We start from the raw sequence: 16,893 nt of genomic DNA, 5'->3' as shown, positions 1-16,893 counted from the left end.
GCGTCTCGCGGGCCCCGAGGGTGGGACAGGTGGGAATGGCCAACAGCGGTTTGACGAGACGCCTGCACATCGATCTGTTGCGTGTCTCCAGCGCCTACTAGTCCGAGCGATCCGGACCGGTACGTAGCGCAGTCACTCCGCCCCGCCGCGGTGCCCACAAGGTGGCCGTGGCCTCCTCGTCCCATGGAGAGTCATGTCCGAGACAATCTCGCACGCCTCAAACTCCGGTACGTCCAGCACGTGTACCCCGACTCCGTGCGTTCCCAGCTCACTTGACGCGGTCCCCCACCCCCGGATCGCCGCCACCCCGTCCGCCCGCCCGCACCGTTTCCGCAGCCGTATCGGAGTGGGTCTCGCCGGCGGCTTCTACCCGGCCCCGCACCGCTACGAGTTGTATCTGTCCGCACACTGTCCCCTCTCGCTGCGGGTCTCCATCACCCACGGCCTGCTGGGTCTCAAGGACTCGGTCGCCACCACTCTGCTGGCGCTCCCCGCCGACACCCCCTCCGCGTTCGCCTCACTGCGCGGGGCGTACGAGGCCACCTGGCACCACTACGACGGTCCGCTGACCGCCCCCGCGCTGTGCGACCGGTGGAGCGGACGCGTAGTCAGCAACCACACGCCCGACATCCTGCGCGACCTCGGCGACCTCTTCGCCGACCGCGCCGGATCCTGTCACTCCCCGCTCCGCCCGGCGGAACTCGCCGCGGACATCGACGCCCTGCGCGACCTCCTCGACCGGGATGTCACCCCGGGTGCGCCGCCGCAGGAACGGTCGGCGGCCCTCGACCTGCTGAACGGTCAACTCGCCGCTGGTCCCTATGCGTTGGGCAAGGAACTGACCGCGGCCGATGTGGACCTGTGGGTCGCCCTCGTCCCACTCGAAGCGGCCCAGGACCTGTCCTCGTACGCGCTCCTCCAGGACTATGTGCGACGTCTCGACGCCCACCCGGCCTTCCATCGGCACCTGTAGGTCAGGAGTGCTCGTCACGTACGGGATTCCAGGGCGGCCCGGGTGTCGTTGCCGTAGACGCCCGTCTCATCGCCCCGGATCCCGTACCAGAGCTGGAAGCGGGCCACGGCCTCGGTGAGTGTGGGGTCGTAGGTTCCGCTCGTGACGCCGCTCTGGTACACGTCCGGGATATGGAGGAGCCGTTCCTGGAGTTCCGTCACGTCGGGGCCGCGGTCTCCCTCCCGTAGGGTGCCGATGCCGTCCGGTTCGGCGGCGCCGGAAGGGGCCTGGGCGACGGGTGCCGTGGCGGACGGGGCGGCACCGGTCCGCGATCCGCCGTCACCGTCGGGCAGCAGCATGGCCAGGGCGAATCCGACCAGCGCGGCCGCCGCCACCGCACCGACGACCGTGGCCCGGCGCGGACCGGTGGCACGCTCGGGCCCGGGTTCACGCATGGGCGGTGCCGCCGGCTCCGCCTCCCCGCCAGCGGCATAGTTCTCGCCGGCCAGGACGGGCGTCAGTTCCTCCGTCTCGCCCAGGTGCGCCGACGACCATCTGATCGACTCAGGGCTTTCGTCCGGGCCGACGGCCTGCTGATCCTCACGGAACTCCCTCACCAGTTCCGCGAGGGCCTCCGTCCGGCGGCGTTGCTGGACGTAGGTGGGTTCGAGTGCCGGGCGGCGCATGGGCTGCTCGCGTTCGGGCGGTGTCGACACACTGCTCTCCTTCCGTGCGACGCGGTCTCCCGCCATCCCCGTGGAGAGATACGGAGGCACCGGCACGGGAGTTCAACCACTGCCGGCCGACTCCGTGACGGACGGGACGGATGGATGGACGGGCGGACGGACGGACGCGGCACGTGACCCGTCACTGTACGTAACCCTCCTCGGCCTCCGTGCGTCCCGCCGTGCGACAAGTCCAAGCCCGCGCGACAGTCGTACAACGTGAAGAATGGGTGCGAGCGGGTAAGACCACCTTCGGAGAGCGGAGAGGGTCGCGGTGGTTTCGAGCAAGGAACGGGACGTGTCGGCCCGGCAGCGCTTCGACATGACGGACGCCGTGCCACTGCTGCTCGACGCCCGTATGGCGGTGACCAGCTGGACCGCGGACGCCGAACGGCTGCTGGGGTACGCGGCCCGGGACGCGCTGGGACGGCCTGCCGCCGACCTGCTGATCCCCGAGGACGCGGCGCGGCTCCCGGAACTGGCCGAGCGGTGCCGCGGTGACGGCGGCTGGGCGGGCCTGCTGTCCGCACGACACCGGGACGGGCACCCGTTGAAGTTGATGGTTCAGGTTGTCCCCCTACGGCCGAGCGACGGCCCGGCACGCTGGGTGGTGCTGCTCGCGGACCTGGCCGACGGCGCCGGCTGGCACATGAGCCGCTCGGTGCTGGAGCGGATCACCTCGCGTTCCCCGGTGGGCATAGCGATCGTGGACACGGAGCTGCGGTACGTCTGGTCGAACCCCGCACTGGAGCAGTTCGGCGGGGGCCCGGCCCAAAAACGCCTCGGCCGCAGGCTCGCCGATGTGCAGCCGGGCCTGGACACCGAGCGGATCGAGGCGCAGATGCGCCGGGTGCTCGAGACGGGCGAGCCGGTGGTCGCGTACGAGCACGTGGGCCGCGTGAGCTCAGCGCCACACCGCGAGACCTCCCACGCCATGTCGTTCATCCGTTTGGAGGACGACGACGGTCACCCGATAGGTGTGTACTACACCGTCGTCGATATCGGCGAGAGCTACCGCGCCCGGCGGCGGCTCGCGCTGCTCGACCGGGCCGGCGAGCACATCGGGCGCAGCCTGGACGTCATGCAGACCGCGCAGGAACTGGCCGATGTCGCCGTGCCGGGGCTGGCCGACTTCGTCGCCGTGGACCTGCTGGAATCCGTACTCAAGGGCGGGGAGCCGGCGCCCGGTCCACGGCGCGACGCGGACACGGTGCCGCTGCGGCGCGCCGGGCATCGGTCGGTGCAGGGCGGGCTCCCGGAAACCGCCGTCGAGATCGGCGAAGTGGCCTCCTACCGGGCGGGGTCTCCCCCGATCAGGTGTCTGACGGACGGCGAGTCCTGGCGCGAGGAGCGGCTGGATCCGCTGGGCAGGGAGTGGACCACGGCCACCCCCGGGAGCCACGCCGCCTCCTTCCTTGATCTCGGACTGCACAGCGTGATGATCGTGCCCATCCGCGCCCGCGGCGTCACTCTGGGCATCACCACGTTCTTCCGCCGCAGCCGCCAGGACCCCTTCGACGCGGACGATCTCAGCCTGGCCGAGGAGTTCGTCGGCCGGGCGGCCCTGTGCGTCGACAACGCCCGCCGCTACACCCGCGAGCGCGACGCGGCCCTCGTCCTACAGCGCAATCTGCTCCCCCATCGCTTCCCCGACCAGGACGCGGTGGAGGTCGCGGCCTGCTACCGGCCCGCGGACGAACTGACCGGTCTCGCCGGGGATTGGTACGACGTGATTCCGCTGTCGGGGGCGCGGGTGGCCCTGGTGGTGGGCGAGGTGGCCGGCCACGGTATCGACGGCGCGGCGGCCATGGGGCGGCTGCGGGCCGCCGTACAGACCCTCGCCGATCTGGACCTGACGCCGGAAGAGGTACTGGCCCACCTCGACGATCTGGTCAGCCGCGCCGCCCGGGAGGAGGGCACCGGCGCCGACGACCGTACGAGCGGCATGCAGGCGGTCGGCGCCAGCTGTCTGTACGTGGTGTACGACCCGGTCAGCGGCCAGTGCTCGATGGCGGGCGCGGGCCATCCCACTCCCGCGATCGTCACCCCCGACGGAACCGTCACCTTCGCGGACCTCCCCCACGGCCCCGCCCTGGGGGTGGGAGGTCTGCCCTTCGAATCGGTCGAGCTGCACCTCGCCGAGGGAAGTGTGCTGGCGCTGCACACCGACGGTCTGATCTCCACACTCCGTACGGGGCGTGATCCGGAAGCGGGCAGGGAGCGGCTGCGCCGTGCGCTGGAGGCGCACGGTCAGCCGCTGGACGGACTGTGCCGACGCATCGTGGACGATCTCGTGCCGACGCGTCCGTACGACGACGTGGCGCTGCTGATGGCCCGGACCCGTCGGCTGGGGGCCGAGCGGGTCGCGACCTGGGACCTGCCCATCGACCCGGCGATCGTCGCGACGGCCCGAAAGTCGACCTCGCAGCAGCTGCACACCTGGGGTCTGGACGAGCTGGCCTTCACCACGGAACTGGTGGTGAGCGAACTCGTCACCAACGCCATCCGGCATGCATCGGGCCCGATCCGGCTGCGGCTGATCACCGACCAGGCGCTGATCTGCGAGGTCTTCGACGGCGGCGCGACGGCCCCGCACCTGCGCCATCCCAAGACGACCGACGAGGGGGGCCGCGGTCTGTTCCTGATCTCCCAGTTCACCCAGCGCTGGGGTACCCGCTACACCGCCGAGGGGAAGATCATCTGGGCGGAACAGTCCCTCACGGAACCGGCGGTCTGACGTACTCGGGTGGAGGCCGCTTCCGCCGAGCGGCCACCACCCGCACCTGCCGACTCAGCAGTCGCGGAACTCCGGTGACTGGTTGAGGATCTGCGAGCGCAGCGAGGTGAACCGGGTGTGGGTCTCGCCGCCCTGTGCCTCGGGGCGGAAGACGGCGACACGGTGGCAGTTCATGAAGGCCAGGGTGACGCCGAAGTGCCTCTCCAGGCTGGAGCGGATCGCGTCACTGGCCAGCGCCCGCAGCAGCTGCCCGCGTTCCCTCTCCGAGGGCGGCGGTGTGTGGTTGTCGGCGAACTCCCGCGCCCCGTCCCGCAGTTCGCCGACGAGGCCGGCGATGAGGTCGTAGGCGTACGGCAGTGACGTACGGACGGTTTCCACGAAGTCCCCTTCGCGGACCTGACCGCGTTCGGCTTCGGCGAGCAGCTTCGGGGAGACGTCGAGTGACATGAAGAGGCAATCCTGTCGTCGGCTGGTTCGGGTGGTGTGCGGTGATGGTGCGTCGGCGGGCGTTGTACGGCGGTTTCGTGGGCCGTGTGCCGCCGCGCCGCATGGCCTGTGGTGGCGCTTCTTCGCCCCGTTCAGGCGGGGTTCGACGCCAGGGCCGTCGGGCCGTGCCGGAAGCCCGGGTCGATCTGTGCGGAGAGGTCGCTGCCGGTGGCCCGGTCGGCCCAGGCCGCGGCGTTGCGGAGGTGGAAGGCGACGGCGTGCTCCTGGAAGGCCGACCAGTCCTTGGTCCGGGCGTCCAGTGCGGTCCGCAACTGGCTCAGGGCGTGGAGGTTGTGCGGCTCCACATCGCCCTGCGGGCGGCCCTGTTCACGGGATCGCACCCAGGAGGAGTGCTGAAAGTACGTCAGGAGGTCGTCGCCGACGTGCTCCTTGAGGAACAGTACGTCGTCCTCGCCGGTGACCTTGTTGCCGATCACCGCCACCGGGATCCCGAACTCCTCGGCGTGGTCGCGGTATTGGCGGTACACCGAGATGCCCTTGCGGGTGGGCTCGGCGACCAGGAAGGTCATGTCGAACCGGGTGAAGAGGCCGGAGGCGAAGGCGTCCGCGCCCGCGGTCATGTCGACGACGACGTACTCACCGGGTCCGTCGACCAGATGGTTGAGGTACAGCTCCACCGCTGCGAGCTTGGAGTGGTAGCAGGCCACGCCGAGATCGCTCTCGTCGAACTCACCCGTGACCATCAAGGGCACGCCCTCCACGTCCTGGACATGGTGGGAGTGCACGGCGTCGTCGCCGAGGAGCCTCAGCAGGCGCGATCCACGGCCCGGTGGGGTGGTCTTGATCATGGCCTCGCGTGAGGTGATGCGCGGGTTGCCGCCGCGCAGGAAGTCCTTGATCTCGCCCAGCCGTGCGCTGAGGGGCGGCGCGGTGAAAGATCGGTCGTCGCCGAGGCCCAGGGCCTGGGCCAGGTGCTGGTTGATGTCGCCGTCGATGGCGAGCAGGGGCGCTCCGGAGTGCGCGAGGTGACGGGCGAAGAGGGCCGACAGCGTGGTCTTGCCGCTGCCGCCCTTCCCGACGAAGGCAGCGCGCACGTCAGCCCTCCGGGCGCAGCAGCCCGCGCTCGTACGCCTTGGCAAGCCGTTGCGGTACGAGGTACGAGGAACCGTCGACGGTGACAGGGACGAGCTGCACCGGGGCGGCCTTCCACTGCGCGCGGCGGTGGCGGGTGTTGCTGCGGGACATCTTCCGCTTGGGAACGGCCATATCGGTCTCCTGTGAGGGGTGGGCTGGCGAAGCTCACGCTATATGAACATGGATCCCATTACCAAGCCGACGCCGCAGGACATGGCACTGCGAGACAACCCCTCCCCGACTCCTTCGCGGGCGGACCGAGTTGACGGAAGGTTGACCAAATCGCAGGAGATCACTGACGTTCCCGTCTATATGGTCTCCCGCATGCCCCCACAACCTCAGAGAACGCCAACTCTCCCGGTCCTTCCCTACCGGAAACCCACCCGCGACCGGGACTACTGGGTGTTCGACGACGTACTGCCCGACGCGGATGCCGTCCGAGCCCGATGCCTCGCCAAGGACGACTGGGTCAAGGGCCATCCGTACACCTCGGAGAGCTGGCCCGGCCTTCGCACGATGCCCGGGCTCGAACCGGCCGAACTGTCGCGTGTGGAACGACTGGTGAAGAAGGCCACCGGGGCGCGTGAACTCTGGCTTCAGAGCACACCCTCCGGGGGCACCCTCAACCACAACTGCATCCAGGTGGTGGGCCAGGGCGAGGGGGATTCGCGCCCGCACACCGATTCCCGCTCGCTGTGCCGCTATGCCGCGGTGCTCTATCTCAACCCTGCCGTCCCCAAGGACTGCGGCACCAGCTTCTACCGGCAGAGCCTGCCCGGCGGAAGGCTGGGCGGCAACATGGTGGCCGCGCCGCACAACAACCTGATCGACGCGCTGGGTACACGTTTCGTCCCGCCGGACTCCTTCGTCGAGGACATCCGCGTACCCCACCGGTACAACCGGCTGCTCGCCTACAACGCCAACCTGATCCACAGCGCCAGCGGCTACTGCGGCTCCACCATCGAGGACAAGAGAATGACGGCGGTCTTCTTCTGGATGGCATGAACATGCCACGCCACTGCGGCACATAGCGCTCCGAGGATTCGACTCGCCCCAATTTCGCGACGAGTTCCGGATGTTCGGGCGGTATGTACCAGTTACGGGTGTCCGACATCCTGGTGGCCAACCGGTGAGGGGGTCATGATGTAGTCATGACGTTGGCCCTGCGCGCCATGACGCGACTGGCGAATTGGCCGGACCTGGCCGCGGCCCTGCCGAGCTGCGGCACAGGACGGGCGCTGCGCTCGGAACAGGCCGAGATCGTCCACTTCCATTCGGAACAGGACGTCGACCTGCATCTCACCTCCCGGGCCATCCTCCGTTTCGAGGGCTACCTGAAGGACGTGCCCGCGGTCCATATGGTGCCCGGTTCACGCTGGGTGACGATACGTCTGGAAGTCGACTCGGACATCGATCTCCTTCTGACCCTGGTGAGCTTCGCTCTGTACGCCCACCAGTCGTGGCCGGCTCGGGGTGAAGCGCCGTCGCCGGCGTGCACCGAGCACCGCGGCATGGCGCTGCCTCTATAGGGGCGGCGCGAGCAGAGCGTCCGACTGGTGCGCGCGGCGCAGCGCGTCGGCGATGAATCCGTCGGCCTTCAGCTCCTCGACGAGATCGCGCAGGAACTGGACGGTCTCGGGCCGTCGGGTCGGTGTCGTGCCCACCGCCTGCCGGATCTGCATGAACCGGCCCTCGATCAGCCGGAGTTCGGGATGCGCCGCGACGTACTCGGTCAACGGCTGACGAACCCCGGCGGCGACCTCGATGCCCTGGGCGCGGAAGGCGTCGATACCGTCCTCACCGCGCACCACGCTCGCGTGCTCAAGCGTGCGGGAGAGGTAGAGGTCGTAGGCGGACCCGCGCTGCACACCGATGCGTACGCCCGCGCGGTCGACGTCGGCGACCGTGGTGAGGCTGGAGTGCCGGGGCACGGCGTACACGCCGTCGATCACGACGTACGGAGCGGTGAAGGCGACCTCGGCCTCCCGTACGGGTTCGATGGCCAGGAAGCACAGATCGGCCCGGCCCGTCCGCAGCGCGTCGAACGACTTGCGGGCCGCGTCGAAGCAGACGAGCTCCACCGGCAGGTCAAGCCGGGCACCGACCTCACGCGCGATGTCGACGCTCACGCCGGTCGGCGCGGTCGGGGTGCCCTGGGCGAGGACCGGATTGCCCAGGTTGATCGACGCCCGCAGCACGCGCTGGGGAGCCAGGTCCTGGGCGAGGGCGGCGATCGGGATCGTCATGAGCGGAGTTTAGGACACGCTTCCCGGCCACCGTCGCGGGCCCGCCCGGCGAGGTCGGGACGCTCGGCGACGAGTGGTCCAACGTCCGGGGATCCCCGCTCGGTCGACGGCCGAGGAGGCCTGAGCACACGAACGGCCACGGCACTCATGTACAGAACACGCGAAAGGCCTTGGCACTCACGTACAGCATGAGTGCCAAGGCCTTTCGGAGCCGTCGGGCCCGGGGGACGCCGTACGTCAGGCGCGGGTGCCCGTGGCGCGTCGGCGGCGGGTGACGACGGTGATCGCGGCACCGGCCGCGAGGAGGGCCGCGGCGCCGGCGGCGATCGGCAGGGTGTTGCCGCCGCCGGTCTCCGCGAGGTCGCCGGGCGCGGTGGTCCCGCCACCGTTGGGTGACGGAGCGGCAGGCGTCGTCGACTCGGACTCCGACGGGGTCGCCGAAGTGGTCGACTCGGCGGGTGTCGGCTCGGTCGGCGTCGAGGCCGGCGGCGAGGCGGCGGCAGGTGTCGAAGCCGGGGGCGTCGAGGCCGGCGGCGTCTGCGGGGTGCTCGGCGGCTGCGCCGTGCAGTCCTTCGTGCCGCCGTTCCACGCCGCGATCAGCTTGTCCTTGATGACCGCGCGGTCCGGACCCTTGGGCAGGTCACCGTGCTCGAAGCCGTCGTTCGCGTCGAAACGGCCGTCGAACTTGACGGCGCCACGGTAGAGGTCGACCTGCGCGAAGCAGCCGACGTCGGGCACCGAGATGTCGAGGGAGTCCGTGCCGCCCGGCTTCACCGTGACCGTGTCGAAGTCGTGGAAGACCTGTTCGCCGGAAGTGTTGAAGGTGGAGCCGTGGGCGCGGTACGAGGCGAGCGAGGCGGTGCAGGTGGCGGCGTCACCGGCGGTACGGACCTTGATGTGGACCTTGCCGTCGTCGGTGGGCTTGAGGGTCTGGTCGTCGACACGGACCGAGTCGTAGAAGTTCGTCCCGTCCAGGGAGAACTGGCAACGGTCGGTCTCGGTCTTCGTACCCGCACCCTTGCCGGGCTTGTAGTCGCTGCCGGTCTTGTCCCAGCCGTCGCCACCGGGGGTGCCGGTGGCCCAGGCGCCGGTCGTCGACGCCAAGAGGGCGAGCGCCACCGCGCCCGTCCCCAGCAGGCAGCGGAGGGTGACACGTCTCGCTATGGACATGCAGATCCCATCTTGATGTTGCAGGACCCGGTCGACAGCAACACGGCAGCGCGAAGCAGCCTGGGGCCGCACCGGGGGTGAGTGGTCGAAGAAACACTGGGCGCACTGGTCACATGGGCCACAGGTCAACCACATAGTCGATCAGCGCATGGAGGCTGTCAACCTCGCTGAACGTACGAGGACTTCACGGGTCGTCACATTCTGGGCACATGAGGAATTCTGACGTCCGGAAGATCGGCGAACGGACCGGGGAGCGTCAGGACCGCAAGGAGAGAGCGTCGCGTGCGCCCAAGGTACTGAGTTCCCTGTCGCAGCGCACTGAGTGCTATCTCGCCGCTTCGATGCTACTTTCCCGTTCATGAACGACGGACCCCTGCCTCCAGAAGCCGCAGAGTCGACGACCGCGAAGCCGCCCATGCGGGACGCCCTGGTCGCGGCGGCGTTCCAGCTCTTCCTTGAGCGCGGCTACGAGCAGACCACGGTGGATGACATCGTGGCGCTCGCCGGAGTCGGCCGACGGTCGTTCTTCCGCTATTTCCCCTCCAAGGAGGACGTGGTCTTTCCCGACCACGAGCGCTGCCTGGCGGACATGACGGCCTTCCTGAGCGCCGGGACCGACGAGGACGACCCGGTGCAGCGGGTGTGTGACGCCGTTCGGCTCGTGCTGCGCATGTACGCGGAGAATCCGACGTTCTCCGTTCAGCGCTACCGCCTCACCAAGAAGGTCCCCGGCCTGCGCGCGTACGAGCTGTCGGTCGTCTGGCGCTATGAACGGGCCATGGCCGAGTATCTCCACCGGCGCTTCGCCGACCGGCGGGACGGCGCTCTGCGCGCCGACGTCGCAGCCGCCGCCGTGGCCGCCGCGCACAACAACGCCCTGCGCTCCTGGCTGCGTGCGGACGGCCGGGGTGACGCGAGCTCGGGGGTGGATCACGCGCTCGGATACGTACGCGCCACCTTCGGCGGCCCGGCGGACGACGTGGCCACCGAGGAGCAGGAGGACGTGGTGGTCGTCATCTCCCGGCGGGGGGCGCCGATGTGGCGCGTCGTCCAGGAGATCGAGTCCACGCTCGGGCAGAACTGACCCACGAGGGTACCGAGTGTCTTTACGGGCGGCACTCAGTGTCATATTCTGTGGCTCGTGCCGGGGCGGACCCGAGCACCTCAGGTTTCGGCCGAGCGCAGGGAGACGACATCGTGTACCTCATCGCCGCGGGCGTCGACGCGCCGCCGCAAGGGAACCCGGCCCAGCACGCGCTCCTCTTCCAGCGCTGCCACTGGTGCGGCACCGCGATGTACCAACGGCTCCTGTGCCCGGTCTGCGCGGGCAGTGACCTGCGATCGGAGGCGAGTACGGGGACGGGCGTCGTGCGCCACTCCAACGTGGTCCACCGCAACACCCCGGCGGCGCGCAACGTCTCCCTCATCGAGCTGGCGGAGGGATTCACCGTCCAGGGCAGGGTGATGGGCCCACCCGCCACCGTTCACAGGGGAGACCGCGTCCAACTCGCCACCGCCCAGGACGCGATACGCCGACAGCCGGTGTTCCAGATCGTCGACGGTCCCTATCGCGGCTGGAGTTGACGACGGGCGGGCCGTCTGCCGACCCCGGCGCTCCCGGAACCCGGGTACGCCGGGTCCTCGTGCGTGGGTCAGGTGGCCGGGGTGATGCGGATCCCGACCGTCCCGCTCTCGCCGCGCCGCAACCGACTGCCCAGGAGGGTGATGCGGCCGAGGATGCCGTACTTGCGGGTGAGCAGCCGGCGGTAGTGGGCGGTTTCGGCCGTGTCGAGGATCTCGGCCGTCGCCGGGACCTGGTCACCGGTCGGCCTGCCGCGCACGTCGCAGGGGCCCACCAGGATGTCGGCCCGGTTACGGATCCGCTTCACCTTCCAGCTGTCCGCGGGTGTCCAGACGCCGAGCGTCCGGCCGTCCCGCACCACCCACACCGGCGTCGCCACTCCCGTGCCGTTCTTGCGGTAACTGGTGATGAGCACGTACTTGCCCGAACCGAGCGTGTCCAGCGAGGCCTCGTCCATGACGGAAGTCTAAGCAGCGGGACCCGGAAACAGCCCGGTTGGGCAAGCAGCCGGCCTCAGGACAACTGGCCGTCGTAATCGGGCAGCTTGAAGGTGCGCTCGGCGTGACCGCCGACGAGGTCCGTGTCGTTGTTGCCGACGTTGGCGATGATCGTGTAGCCCAGGGACTCGATCTCCGCGCGCTTGCCGGTCTTGTACGCGCTGACCTCGGCGAACAGGTCGGGCAGGTCGCGGACGTAAAGGCCGTCGACCGGGTAGGCCACGGACGTCAGGTTCGACTTCGTCAGGCTGTAGATGATGCCCGGGCGGGCGCTGATGAAGAAGATGGAGGCTCCGCGCGACTTCGCGTACTCGGCGAGTTCCAGCGAGGCCTGGACCGCCGGGGTGGGCAGCTCGTACCAGGGATGAAAGTCCGTCTCCAGCGTGGTGTTGTCGATGTCGAAGACGAGGGCGAGCTTCTTCCCGTCGGCGTGCGCGGTGCGCTGCTCGACATAGGGCGTGGCCTGGTCGATGACGGCCTGGACGTCCTGCTGCCAGGTGGCGTAGTCGACGTCGGCCTGCGCCGCCGTCACGCTCACCAGCGTCTGGGCGGGTACCGCGGCGGCGGTCCCCGCGGCGGTGACCGTCCCTCCGATCCCCAGTGCCACGACCACCGACACCGCGCCGATCCGGCGCCCCACAACGCGTCCTGTCATGCCTGTCCCCTTTTCACGTAGAAGTTCTCATGCAGAAGCGGCGAGCGAGCTTTCCCCGTCGCCGCTCCTGACATGATCACGCCTCATTGTGTACGGCGGGGCAAGTTTGAAATTACTCTTCGGTAGAAAATCTCCCAACCGCCCGGCAAGGGCCCCTCGGCCGCGATCTCCACACTCCGTTGTGGGGTGGCACGCGCGCGCGTCCCGTGTGAGCCTGGGCTCGCGGTCGGCGGGCCGCGGTGTCGGAACAAGGAGAGAGGCCGCTCGGATGGACGCACCGAACATAGTGATCGTCGGCGCCGGATTCGCCGGAGTCGAGGCCGCGCGAGGGCTGGAGCGTGCTCTCGCCCCCGGCGACGCCCGGATCACCCTGATCAGCCCGAACGACTACCAGCTCTACCTGCCACTACTGCCGCACGTCGCCGCCGGTGTCGTCACGCCGCAGTCGGTGGCACCCTCGCTGCGCCGGATCCTGCGCCGCACCGAACTGGTGCCGGGCGGAGTGGTCGGCATCGACCCGGCGGCCAAGGTGTGCGTCGTCCACAAGATCACCGGCGAACTCGTCGACCTGCCGTACGACTACCTGGTGCTCACGCCGGGCAGCGTGACCCGCACCTTCGACATCCCCGGCCTCCTCGACGAGGCGCGCGGGATGAAGACGCTGGCCCAGGCCGTGTATCTGCGCGACCACGTGATCGCCCAGCTGGACCTGGCGGCCGCCACACCGGACGAGGACGAGCGGGCGGCGCGACTGCAGTTCGTGGTGGTCGGCGGCGGCTACGCGGGCACGGAGACGGCCGCCTGTCTGCAGCGGCTCACCAGCGCGGCGGCCAAGCGGTACCACCCGCGTCTGGACCCCGCCCTGATCAAGTGGCACCTGATCGATGTCGCGCCCAAGCTGCTGCCGGAGCTCGGCGACAAGCTGGGCGCGAGCGCGCTGCGCCTGCTCAGCCGGCGTGGGGTGCACATCTCCCTGGAGACCTCCGTCGCCTCGGTCACCGAGGACAAGATCACCCTCACCGACGGACGGGTGCTGCCCTCGCGGACGCTGGTGTGGACGGCCGGTGTCGCGGCGAGCCCTCTCGTCGACTCGCTGGGCGCCGAGACCGTACGCGGGCGGATCGTCACCGAGGCCGACTTCCGGGTGCCCGGCCTGGACGGGGTGTTCGCACTGGGGGACGCGGCCGCCGTGCCCGACCTGGCCAAGGGCGACGGCTCCTACTGCGTACCGACCGCCCAGCACGCGGCCCGCCAGGGCCGGCACGCGGCGAAGATCCTCAAGGCGCTGCTCAGCGGGCTGCCCGCCACACCGTACAAGCACAAGGACCTCGGTCTCGTCGTCGACCTCGGCGGTCACGACGCGGTGTCCAAGCCGCTCGGTGTCGGCCTCAAGGGTGTGCCCGCTCAGGTCGTGGCCCGCGGCTACCACCTGTACGCGCTGCGCACCGGCGCGGCCCGCTTCCGTACCGGCGCCAACTGGCTCCTCAACGCCGTCGCGGGCGACGACTTCGTCCGCACCGGCTTCCTCGCGGACCGCAAGGGAACGCTGCGGGACTTCGAGCACACCGATGTGTATCTGACTCCGGAAGAGGTGGCCGCCCGAACTCGGGCCTGACACACGGTTCCTGACGGTCGTGGTGAACCCGTGAACGCCCGGACGTGGACGCACGTATGAAGGGAGGGCTCTCGACCGGAGCCCCCGGCGGCGGTGAACGCCGGCGGTGTTCGGCTTCGGGAGCCCATGGATGAGGCACGCACGACGACGGATCGTCCAACGGGGGGCGCGGATCGCGGCCGTCGGAGGACTGCTCTTCGGGGGCCTGATGGTGACGCGTGCGATGGCGAGCGAACCGTCCGACACGTCGCGTGCCACGGAGAGTTCGGCGCAGGCCGCCGCGGACAGGGGGGCCGAGCTGGTCTCCACCCTGGGCGCTTCCCGTACGGCGGGGAGTTGGATCGCTTCCGACGGGCAGCCGGTCGTCGCGGTGACCGACACGGGCGCGGCGGCCGAGGTGAAGAAGGCGGGCGCCCGCCCCAAGGTCGTGGACCACAGCATGCAGGCCCTCAAGTCCGCGACGCAGACCCTGAGTTCGGCGCCCCGGGTGGCGGGAACCGCCTGGGCCGTCGATTACGCGAACAACGAGGTGGTGGTGCGGGCCGACAGCACGGTCTCCGCCGCCGACTGGTCGAGTATGACGGCACTGGCCGGGGACATCGGTGACTCCGTGCGCATGGAGCGGATCGAGGGCACGTTCACCACACGGCTGAACGGCGCCGATCCCCTTCTGTCGACCGGCGGCCGCTGTTCGGCGGGCTTCAACGTGACCAACGCACAGGGCGACTTCATCCTCACGGCCGGGCACTGCGGGCCGGCCGGGTCCCTGTGGTTCGCCGACAACCAGGGCACACAGCAGGTCGGCCAGACGATCACCGCGTCCTTTCCCGGCGACGACTACTCACTCGTTCAGTACGCCAACGGGCAGGCCCCGCAAGGGGACAACATCGTGGCCATCGGCGGCGGAAAGGGCGTACGGATCACGGGCGTCGCCGATCCGACCGTCGGCCAGCGGGTCTTCCGCAGCGGCAGCACCAGCGGACTGCGCGATGGTCAGGTCACGGCGTTGAACGCGACGGTGAACTACCCGGAGGGCACCGTCTCGGGGCTCATCGAGACCACCGTGTGCGCCGAACCGGGCGACAGCGGCGGCCCGTTGTTCTCCGAGGGCATCGCGCTCGGCGTGACCTCGGGCGGCAACGGTGACTGCACCGCGGGCGGTACGACGTTCTTCCAGCCGGTCACCGCGGCGCTGACGGAACTCGGTGTGACACTGACGGGCCAGTCGGGGGCCTCCGGCAGTCCCACGGGTCAGGCGTCCACCCCGCCGTCCGCAGCGGCCCCACAGGGCGCCGCTGCCGCGCCGGGCTCCGCCGCGCCGGGTTCCGTCGAGTCGGTCGGCGCGGCTGCCGCCGAGACACTCATCACACGCCTCACGGATCCCAGGAACATAGGCCCGGGGCTCCTGGTCATCGCGGGAAGTATCGTCGCGCTGGTGGCGACCCGCTACATCCGCACGGAGCAGGACCGCAGTCGCTATCGGCGACAGTACTCACAGAGTTGGGGGTGAGACCCGGCTCACATGGGACGGCGGGTGGTTCGCCGTGCGGGGGCTGATGCCCGACTCACACAGGACGGCGGATGCGGGGGCTGCCCGGCTCACACAGGACAGCGGGTGCGGGGGCTGATGCCCGGCTCGTCACGCGGCCCGGGTGGGTGAGTGTGGGGCGGCTTCCGACCACTCCAGGACGAGCCGCTGGTACTCCCGCCGCTCGGCCATGCTCAGCGTCCCCCCGGTACGGAACCAGAGGGCTCGGATCTCCTCATTGACCTCGGTGGCGGACCGCTCGATGGCGGGTTCAGGAGTGGTGGACATGTTGTGAAGCATACGGACCTTGCCGTGAAGGCGATGTGAGTAAAGGTACGTCGAGCGACATTCCGGACCGTGAAGCTCATCACTCACGCCTCCGCCGACCCCAGGACCAGCACCTGGATCGCCAGTACCGCGGCTCCACGCGCCCAGTCGTGGAAGTCGGACACCTTCGTCTCCAGGCGGACCGGATCGGCCTGCGGATGGCGGCCGGCGAGGACGGTCTCCTCGACCAGTGACCCCGCCACGGCGACGAGTCCGACGCCCTCCCCGGCGAGGAGGATCTTCTGCGGCATCGCGAAGTTGGCGATCTGCGCGATCAGGGTCCCCAGGGCGCGGGCCGCCTCGTCGACGACCCGGGACGCCATGGGGTCACCGGCTGCGGCGCCGGCGAGGATCTCCTCGTAGCTCATGTCTCGGCCGGTGGCGGCGCGGAGTTGGTAGCGGATGCTGGGAATGGTGAGCAGCGAGACGGCGCTGCCCCGGTCGCCGTCGGGGGTGAGCGGGCCCTGGGGGTTCACCGGCCAGTGGCGGCCCATGCCCCTGCCGTCCTCGGCGGAGGCGACCCGCCTGCCGCCGAGGACAAGGCCGTAGCCGATCCCGGCGCCGATGGTGAGGACGACGAAGCGGTCGAGGCCGCGCCCGGCGCCGAACCAGGTCTCCGCCTCGATCAGGGCAGCCACGTCGTTCTCGACGACGACTGGCAAGCCCGTTCGCTCCTCGACGAGTTGGGCCAGCGGCACGTCGTTCCAGCCGAGGAAGGCCGACTCGGCGACGACGGCGCGCTTCTCCGCACGGCCGCCCACGCCGATGCCGATTCCGGCGAGGCGAGGGAAGGCGCGGGCGAACTCCTGCGTCATCTCCCGCAGCAGGTCGGCGACCTGACCCGGTTCATGCGTGGTGAGTGGACGGTCCTGCCTGGCGACGATGTCGCTCCTGAGGGTGGTGACGACGCCGTAGACCATGTCCCCGGTGATTTTGAATCCGGCGAAGTAGCGGGACTCGGCGACGACGGCCAGAGGTTGGGACGGACGGCCCTGCCGCACTTCGGGGGGTACGGAGTCCTCTGCCGACTCGATCAGCAGACCTGACTCGATCAGCGGTTTGGTCAGCCGGGTGAGGCTGCCCGCCGAGAGGTGCAGCCGGCGCGCGATCTCACTGCGGGACAGGGGACCGTGGACGAGTACCTCGATCGCCACCGCCCGTTCACCCGGACTCAGCGGCGGCCAACCGCCGACAGGTGTGGTCATTGACGTCCGACTCCCCAAAGTTTTTCTTTCGCCTTGGAAGTAACGAGGTCACCATAGGCCGCCCGTCGAGGTC

19 protein-coding genes are annotated in these 16,893 nt (G+C 69.8%); 9 read left to right on the top strand and 10 right to left on the bottom strand.

The features are described from left to right. Positions 1-35 precede the first annotated feature (35 nt). Both ACIPC1_RS11230 and ACIPC1_RS11225 read left to right on the top strand, forming a co-directional pair. Positions 36-101, top strand: a complete 66-nt coding sequence (locus ACIPC1_RS11230) for a putative leader peptide (RefSeq protein ID WP_365443830.1) — start codon at positions 36-38, stop codon at positions 99-101. 92 nt (positions 102-193) lie between these two features. After that, entirely contained in the window at positions 194-973 is a 780-nt protein-coding gene (locus ACIPC1_RS11225; RefSeq protein WP_402515574.1) for a glutathione S-transferase C-terminal domain-containing protein, read from the top strand. Positions 974-987: 14 nt separating this feature from the next. Here the strand turns inward: ACIPC1_RS11225 and ACIPC1_RS11220 are convergent, their stop codons facing one another. Continuing rightward, positions 988-1,668: a peptidoglycan-binding protein gene (locus tag ACIPC1_RS11220; RefSeq protein WP_402515573.1), complete on the bottom strand. Its 681-nt coding sequence runs from the start codon at positions 1,666-1,668 to the stop codon at positions 988-990. Positions 1,669-1,999: 331 nt separating this feature from the next. On the opposite strand from ACIPC1_RS11220, the gene ACIPC1_RS11215 reads away from it, so the two are divergent. Beyond that, positions 2,000-4,414: a SpoIIE family protein phosphatase gene (locus ACIPC1_RS11215; protein ID WP_402516281.1), complete on the top strand. Its 2,415-nt coding sequence runs from the start codon at positions 2,000-2,002 to the stop codon at positions 4,412-4,414. Positions 4,415-4,468: 54 nt separating this feature from the next. Here the strand turns inward: ACIPC1_RS11215 and ACIPC1_RS11210 are convergent, their stop codons facing one another. The 3 genes from ACIPC1_RS11210 to rpmF all read right to left on the bottom strand — a co-directional run bounded on the left by ACIPC1_RS11210 (position 4,469) and on the right by rpmF (position 6,127). After that, positions 4,469-4,861: an SCO5389 family protein gene (locus ACIPC1_RS11210; protein WP_384379371.1), complete on the bottom strand. Its 393-nt coding sequence runs from the start codon at positions 4,859-4,861 to the stop codon at positions 4,469-4,471. A gap of 131 nt (positions 4,862-4,992) precedes the next feature. Beyond that, entirely contained in the window at positions 4,993-5,955 is a 963-nt protein-coding gene (locus ACIPC1_RS11205; protein ID WP_402515572.1) for an ATP-binding protein, read from the bottom strand. A gap of 1 nt (position 5,956) precedes the next feature. Next, entirely contained in the window at positions 5,957-6,127 is a 171-nt protein-coding gene (rpmF, locus tag ACIPC1_RS11200; RefSeq protein ID WP_365443787.1) for a 50S ribosomal protein L32, read from the bottom strand. Positions 6,128-6,319: 192 nt separating this feature from the next. Here rpmF and ACIPC1_RS11195 point away from each other — a divergent pair, with 192 nt between their 5' ends. Both ACIPC1_RS11195 and ACIPC1_RS11190 read left to right on the top strand, forming a co-directional pair. Further along, entirely contained in the window at positions 6,320-7,000 is a 681-nt protein-coding gene (locus ACIPC1_RS11195; RefSeq protein WP_402515570.1) for a DUF6445 family protein, read from the top strand. A gap of 146 nt (positions 7,001-7,146) precedes the next feature. After that, positions 7,147-7,524, top strand: a complete 378-nt coding sequence (locus ACIPC1_RS11190) for a luciferase family protein (protein WP_402515569.1) — start codon at positions 7,147-7,149, stop codon at positions 7,522-7,524. Here the strand turns inward: ACIPC1_RS11190 and ACIPC1_RS11185 are convergent. Then, the gene (locus tag ACIPC1_RS11185) at positions 7,519-8,241 is read right to left on the bottom strand and encodes a transporter substrate-binding domain-containing protein (protein ID WP_402515568.1); all 723 of its coding nucleotides are present in this window, start codon (positions 8,239-8,241) and stop codon (positions 7,519-7,521) included. The two genes, ACIPC1_RS11190 and ACIPC1_RS11185, sit on opposite strands and share 6 nt — an antisense overlap. Before the next feature lie 237 nt (positions 8,242-8,478). Next, positions 8,479-9,411, bottom strand: a complete 933-nt coding sequence (locus tag ACIPC1_RS11180; RefSeq protein WP_402515565.1) for an LAETG motif-containing sortase-dependent surface protein — start codon at positions 9,409-9,411, stop codon at positions 8,479-8,481. A 415-nt stretch (positions 9,412-9,826) separates the two neighbouring features. On the opposite strand from ACIPC1_RS11180, the gene ACIPC1_RS11175 reads away from it, so the two are divergent. After that, on the top strand, positions 9,827-10,495 hold the full coding sequence (locus ACIPC1_RS11175) for a TetR family transcriptional regulator (RefSeq protein WP_402516280.1): 669 nt from the start codon (positions 9,827-9,829) through the stop codon (positions 10,493-10,495). Positions 10,496-10,608: 113 nt separating this feature from the next. Then, positions 10,609-10,995: a Zn-ribbon domain-containing OB-fold protein gene (locus ACIPC1_RS11170; RefSeq protein ID WP_402515564.1), complete on the top strand. Its 387-nt coding sequence runs from the start codon at positions 10,609-10,611 to the stop codon at positions 10,993-10,995. A 68-nt stretch (positions 10,996-11,063) separates the two neighbouring features. Here the strand turns inward: ACIPC1_RS11170 and ACIPC1_RS11165 are convergent, their stop codons facing one another. Continuing rightward, complete coding sequence (locus ACIPC1_RS11165) at positions 11,064-11,450, bottom strand: PPOX class F420-dependent oxidoreductase (protein WP_384379348.1); 387 nt, start codon at positions 11,448-11,450, stop codon at positions 11,064-11,066. Positions 11,451-11,506: 56 nt separating this feature from the next. Then, the gene (locus ACIPC1_RS11160; RefSeq protein WP_402515563.1) at positions 11,507-12,145 is read right to left on the bottom strand and encodes an HAD family acid phosphatase; all 639 of its coding nucleotides are present in this window, start codon (positions 12,143-12,145) and stop codon (positions 11,507-11,509) included. A gap of 268 nt (positions 12,146-12,413) precedes the next feature. Here ACIPC1_RS11160 and ACIPC1_RS11155 point away from each other — a divergent pair, with 268 nt between their 5' ends. Then, positions 12,414-13,760, top strand: coding sequence for an NAD(P)/FAD-dependent oxidoreductase (locus ACIPC1_RS11155; protein WP_402515561.1), 1,347 nt, complete (start codon positions 12,414-12,416; stop codon positions 13,758-13,760). Between the two features lie 130 nt (positions 13,761-13,890). Further along, on the top strand, positions 13,891-15,270 hold the full coding sequence (locus ACIPC1_RS11150) for a S1 family peptidase (protein WP_402515559.1): 1,380 nt from the start codon (positions 13,891-13,893) through the stop codon (positions 15,268-15,270). 129 nt (positions 15,271-15,399) lie between these two features. On the opposite strand, the gene ACIPC1_RS11145 is transcribed toward ACIPC1_RS11150, so the two are convergent. Together ACIPC1_RS11145 and ACIPC1_RS11140 are read right to left on the bottom strand one after the other, a co-directional pair. Next, positions 15,400-15,588 (bottom strand): hypothetical protein, encoded by a 189-nt coding sequence (locus ACIPC1_RS11145; RefSeq protein WP_402515557.1) that lies wholly within the window; start codon positions 15,586-15,588, stop codon positions 15,400-15,402. Between the two features lie 71 nt (positions 15,589-15,659). Beyond that, positions 15,660-16,820 (bottom strand): ROK family protein, encoded by a 1,161-nt coding sequence (locus ACIPC1_RS11140; RefSeq protein WP_402515556.1) that lies wholly within the window; start codon positions 16,818-16,820, stop codon positions 15,660-15,662. Positions 16,821-16,893 lie beyond the last annotated feature (73 nt).

Origin of the sequence: Streptomyces sp. NPDC087263, assembly GCF_044744645.1 — a bacterium.
Taxonomy (GTDB): domain Bacteria; phylum Actinomycetota; class Actinomycetes; order Streptomycetales; family Streptomycetaceae; genus Streptomyces.
The sequence above is the reverse complement of the archived record's forward strand: the minus strand, read 5'-3'. Positions and strand labels throughout refer to the sequence as shown.

Coding starts and splice junctions, on each gene's coding strand:
- ACIPC1_RS11225 (WP_402515574.1), top strand. CDS start 194: ATGTCCGAGACAATCTCGCACGCCTCAAACTCCGGTACGTCCAGCACG.
- ACIPC1_RS11215 (WP_402516281.1), top strand. CDS start 2,000: ATGACGGACGCCGTGCCACTGCTGCTCGACGCCCGTATGGCGGTGACC.
- ACIPC1_RS11210 (WP_384379371.1), bottom strand. CDS start 4,861: ATGTCACTCGACGTCTCCCCGAAGCTGCTCGCCGAAGCCGAACGCGGT.
- rpmF (WP_365443787.1), bottom strand. CDS start 6,127: ATGGCCGTTCCCAAGCGGAAGATGTCCCGCAGCAACACCCGCCACCGC.
- ACIPC1_RS11195 (WP_402515570.1), top strand. CDS start 6,320: ATGCCCCCACAACCTCAGAGAACGCCAACTCTCCCGGTCCTTCCCTAC.
- ACIPC1_RS11190 (WP_402515569.1), top strand. CDS start 7,147: ATGACGTTGGCCCTGCGCGCCATGACGCGACTGGCGAATTGGCCGGAC.
- ACIPC1_RS11185 (WP_402515568.1), bottom strand. CDS start 8,241: ATGACGATCCCGATCGCCGCCCTCGCCCAGGACCTGGCTCCCCAGCGC.
- ACIPC1_RS11180 (WP_402515565.1), bottom strand. CDS start 9,411: ATGTCCATAGCGAGACGTGTCACCCTCCGCTGCCTGCTGGGGACGGGC.
- ACIPC1_RS11175 (WP_402516280.1), top strand. CDS start 9,827: ATGCGGGACGCCCTGGTCGCGGCGGCGTTCCAGCTCTTCCTTGAGCGC.
- ACIPC1_RS11165 (WP_384379348.1), bottom strand. CDS start 11,450: ATGGACGAGGCCTCGCTGGACACGCTCGGTTCGGGCAAGTACGTGCTC.
- ACIPC1_RS11160 (WP_402515563.1), bottom strand. CDS start 12,145: ATGACAGGACGCGTTGTGGGGCGCCGGATCGGCGCGGTGTCGGTGGTC.
- ACIPC1_RS11155 (WP_402515561.1), top strand. CDS start 12,414: ATGGACGCACCGAACATAGTGATCGTCGGCGCCGGATTCGCCGGAGTC.
- ACIPC1_RS11150 (WP_402515559.1), top strand. CDS start 13,891: ATGAGGCACGCACGACGACGGATCGTCCAACGGGGGGCGCGGATCGCG.
- ACIPC1_RS11145 (WP_402515557.1), bottom strand. CDS start 15,588: ATGCTTCACAACATGTCCACCACTCCTGAACCCGCCATCGAGCGGTCC.
- ACIPC1_RS11140 (WP_402515556.1), bottom strand. CDS start 16,820: ATGACCACACCTGTCGGCGGTTGGCCGCCGCTGAGTCCGGGTGAACGG.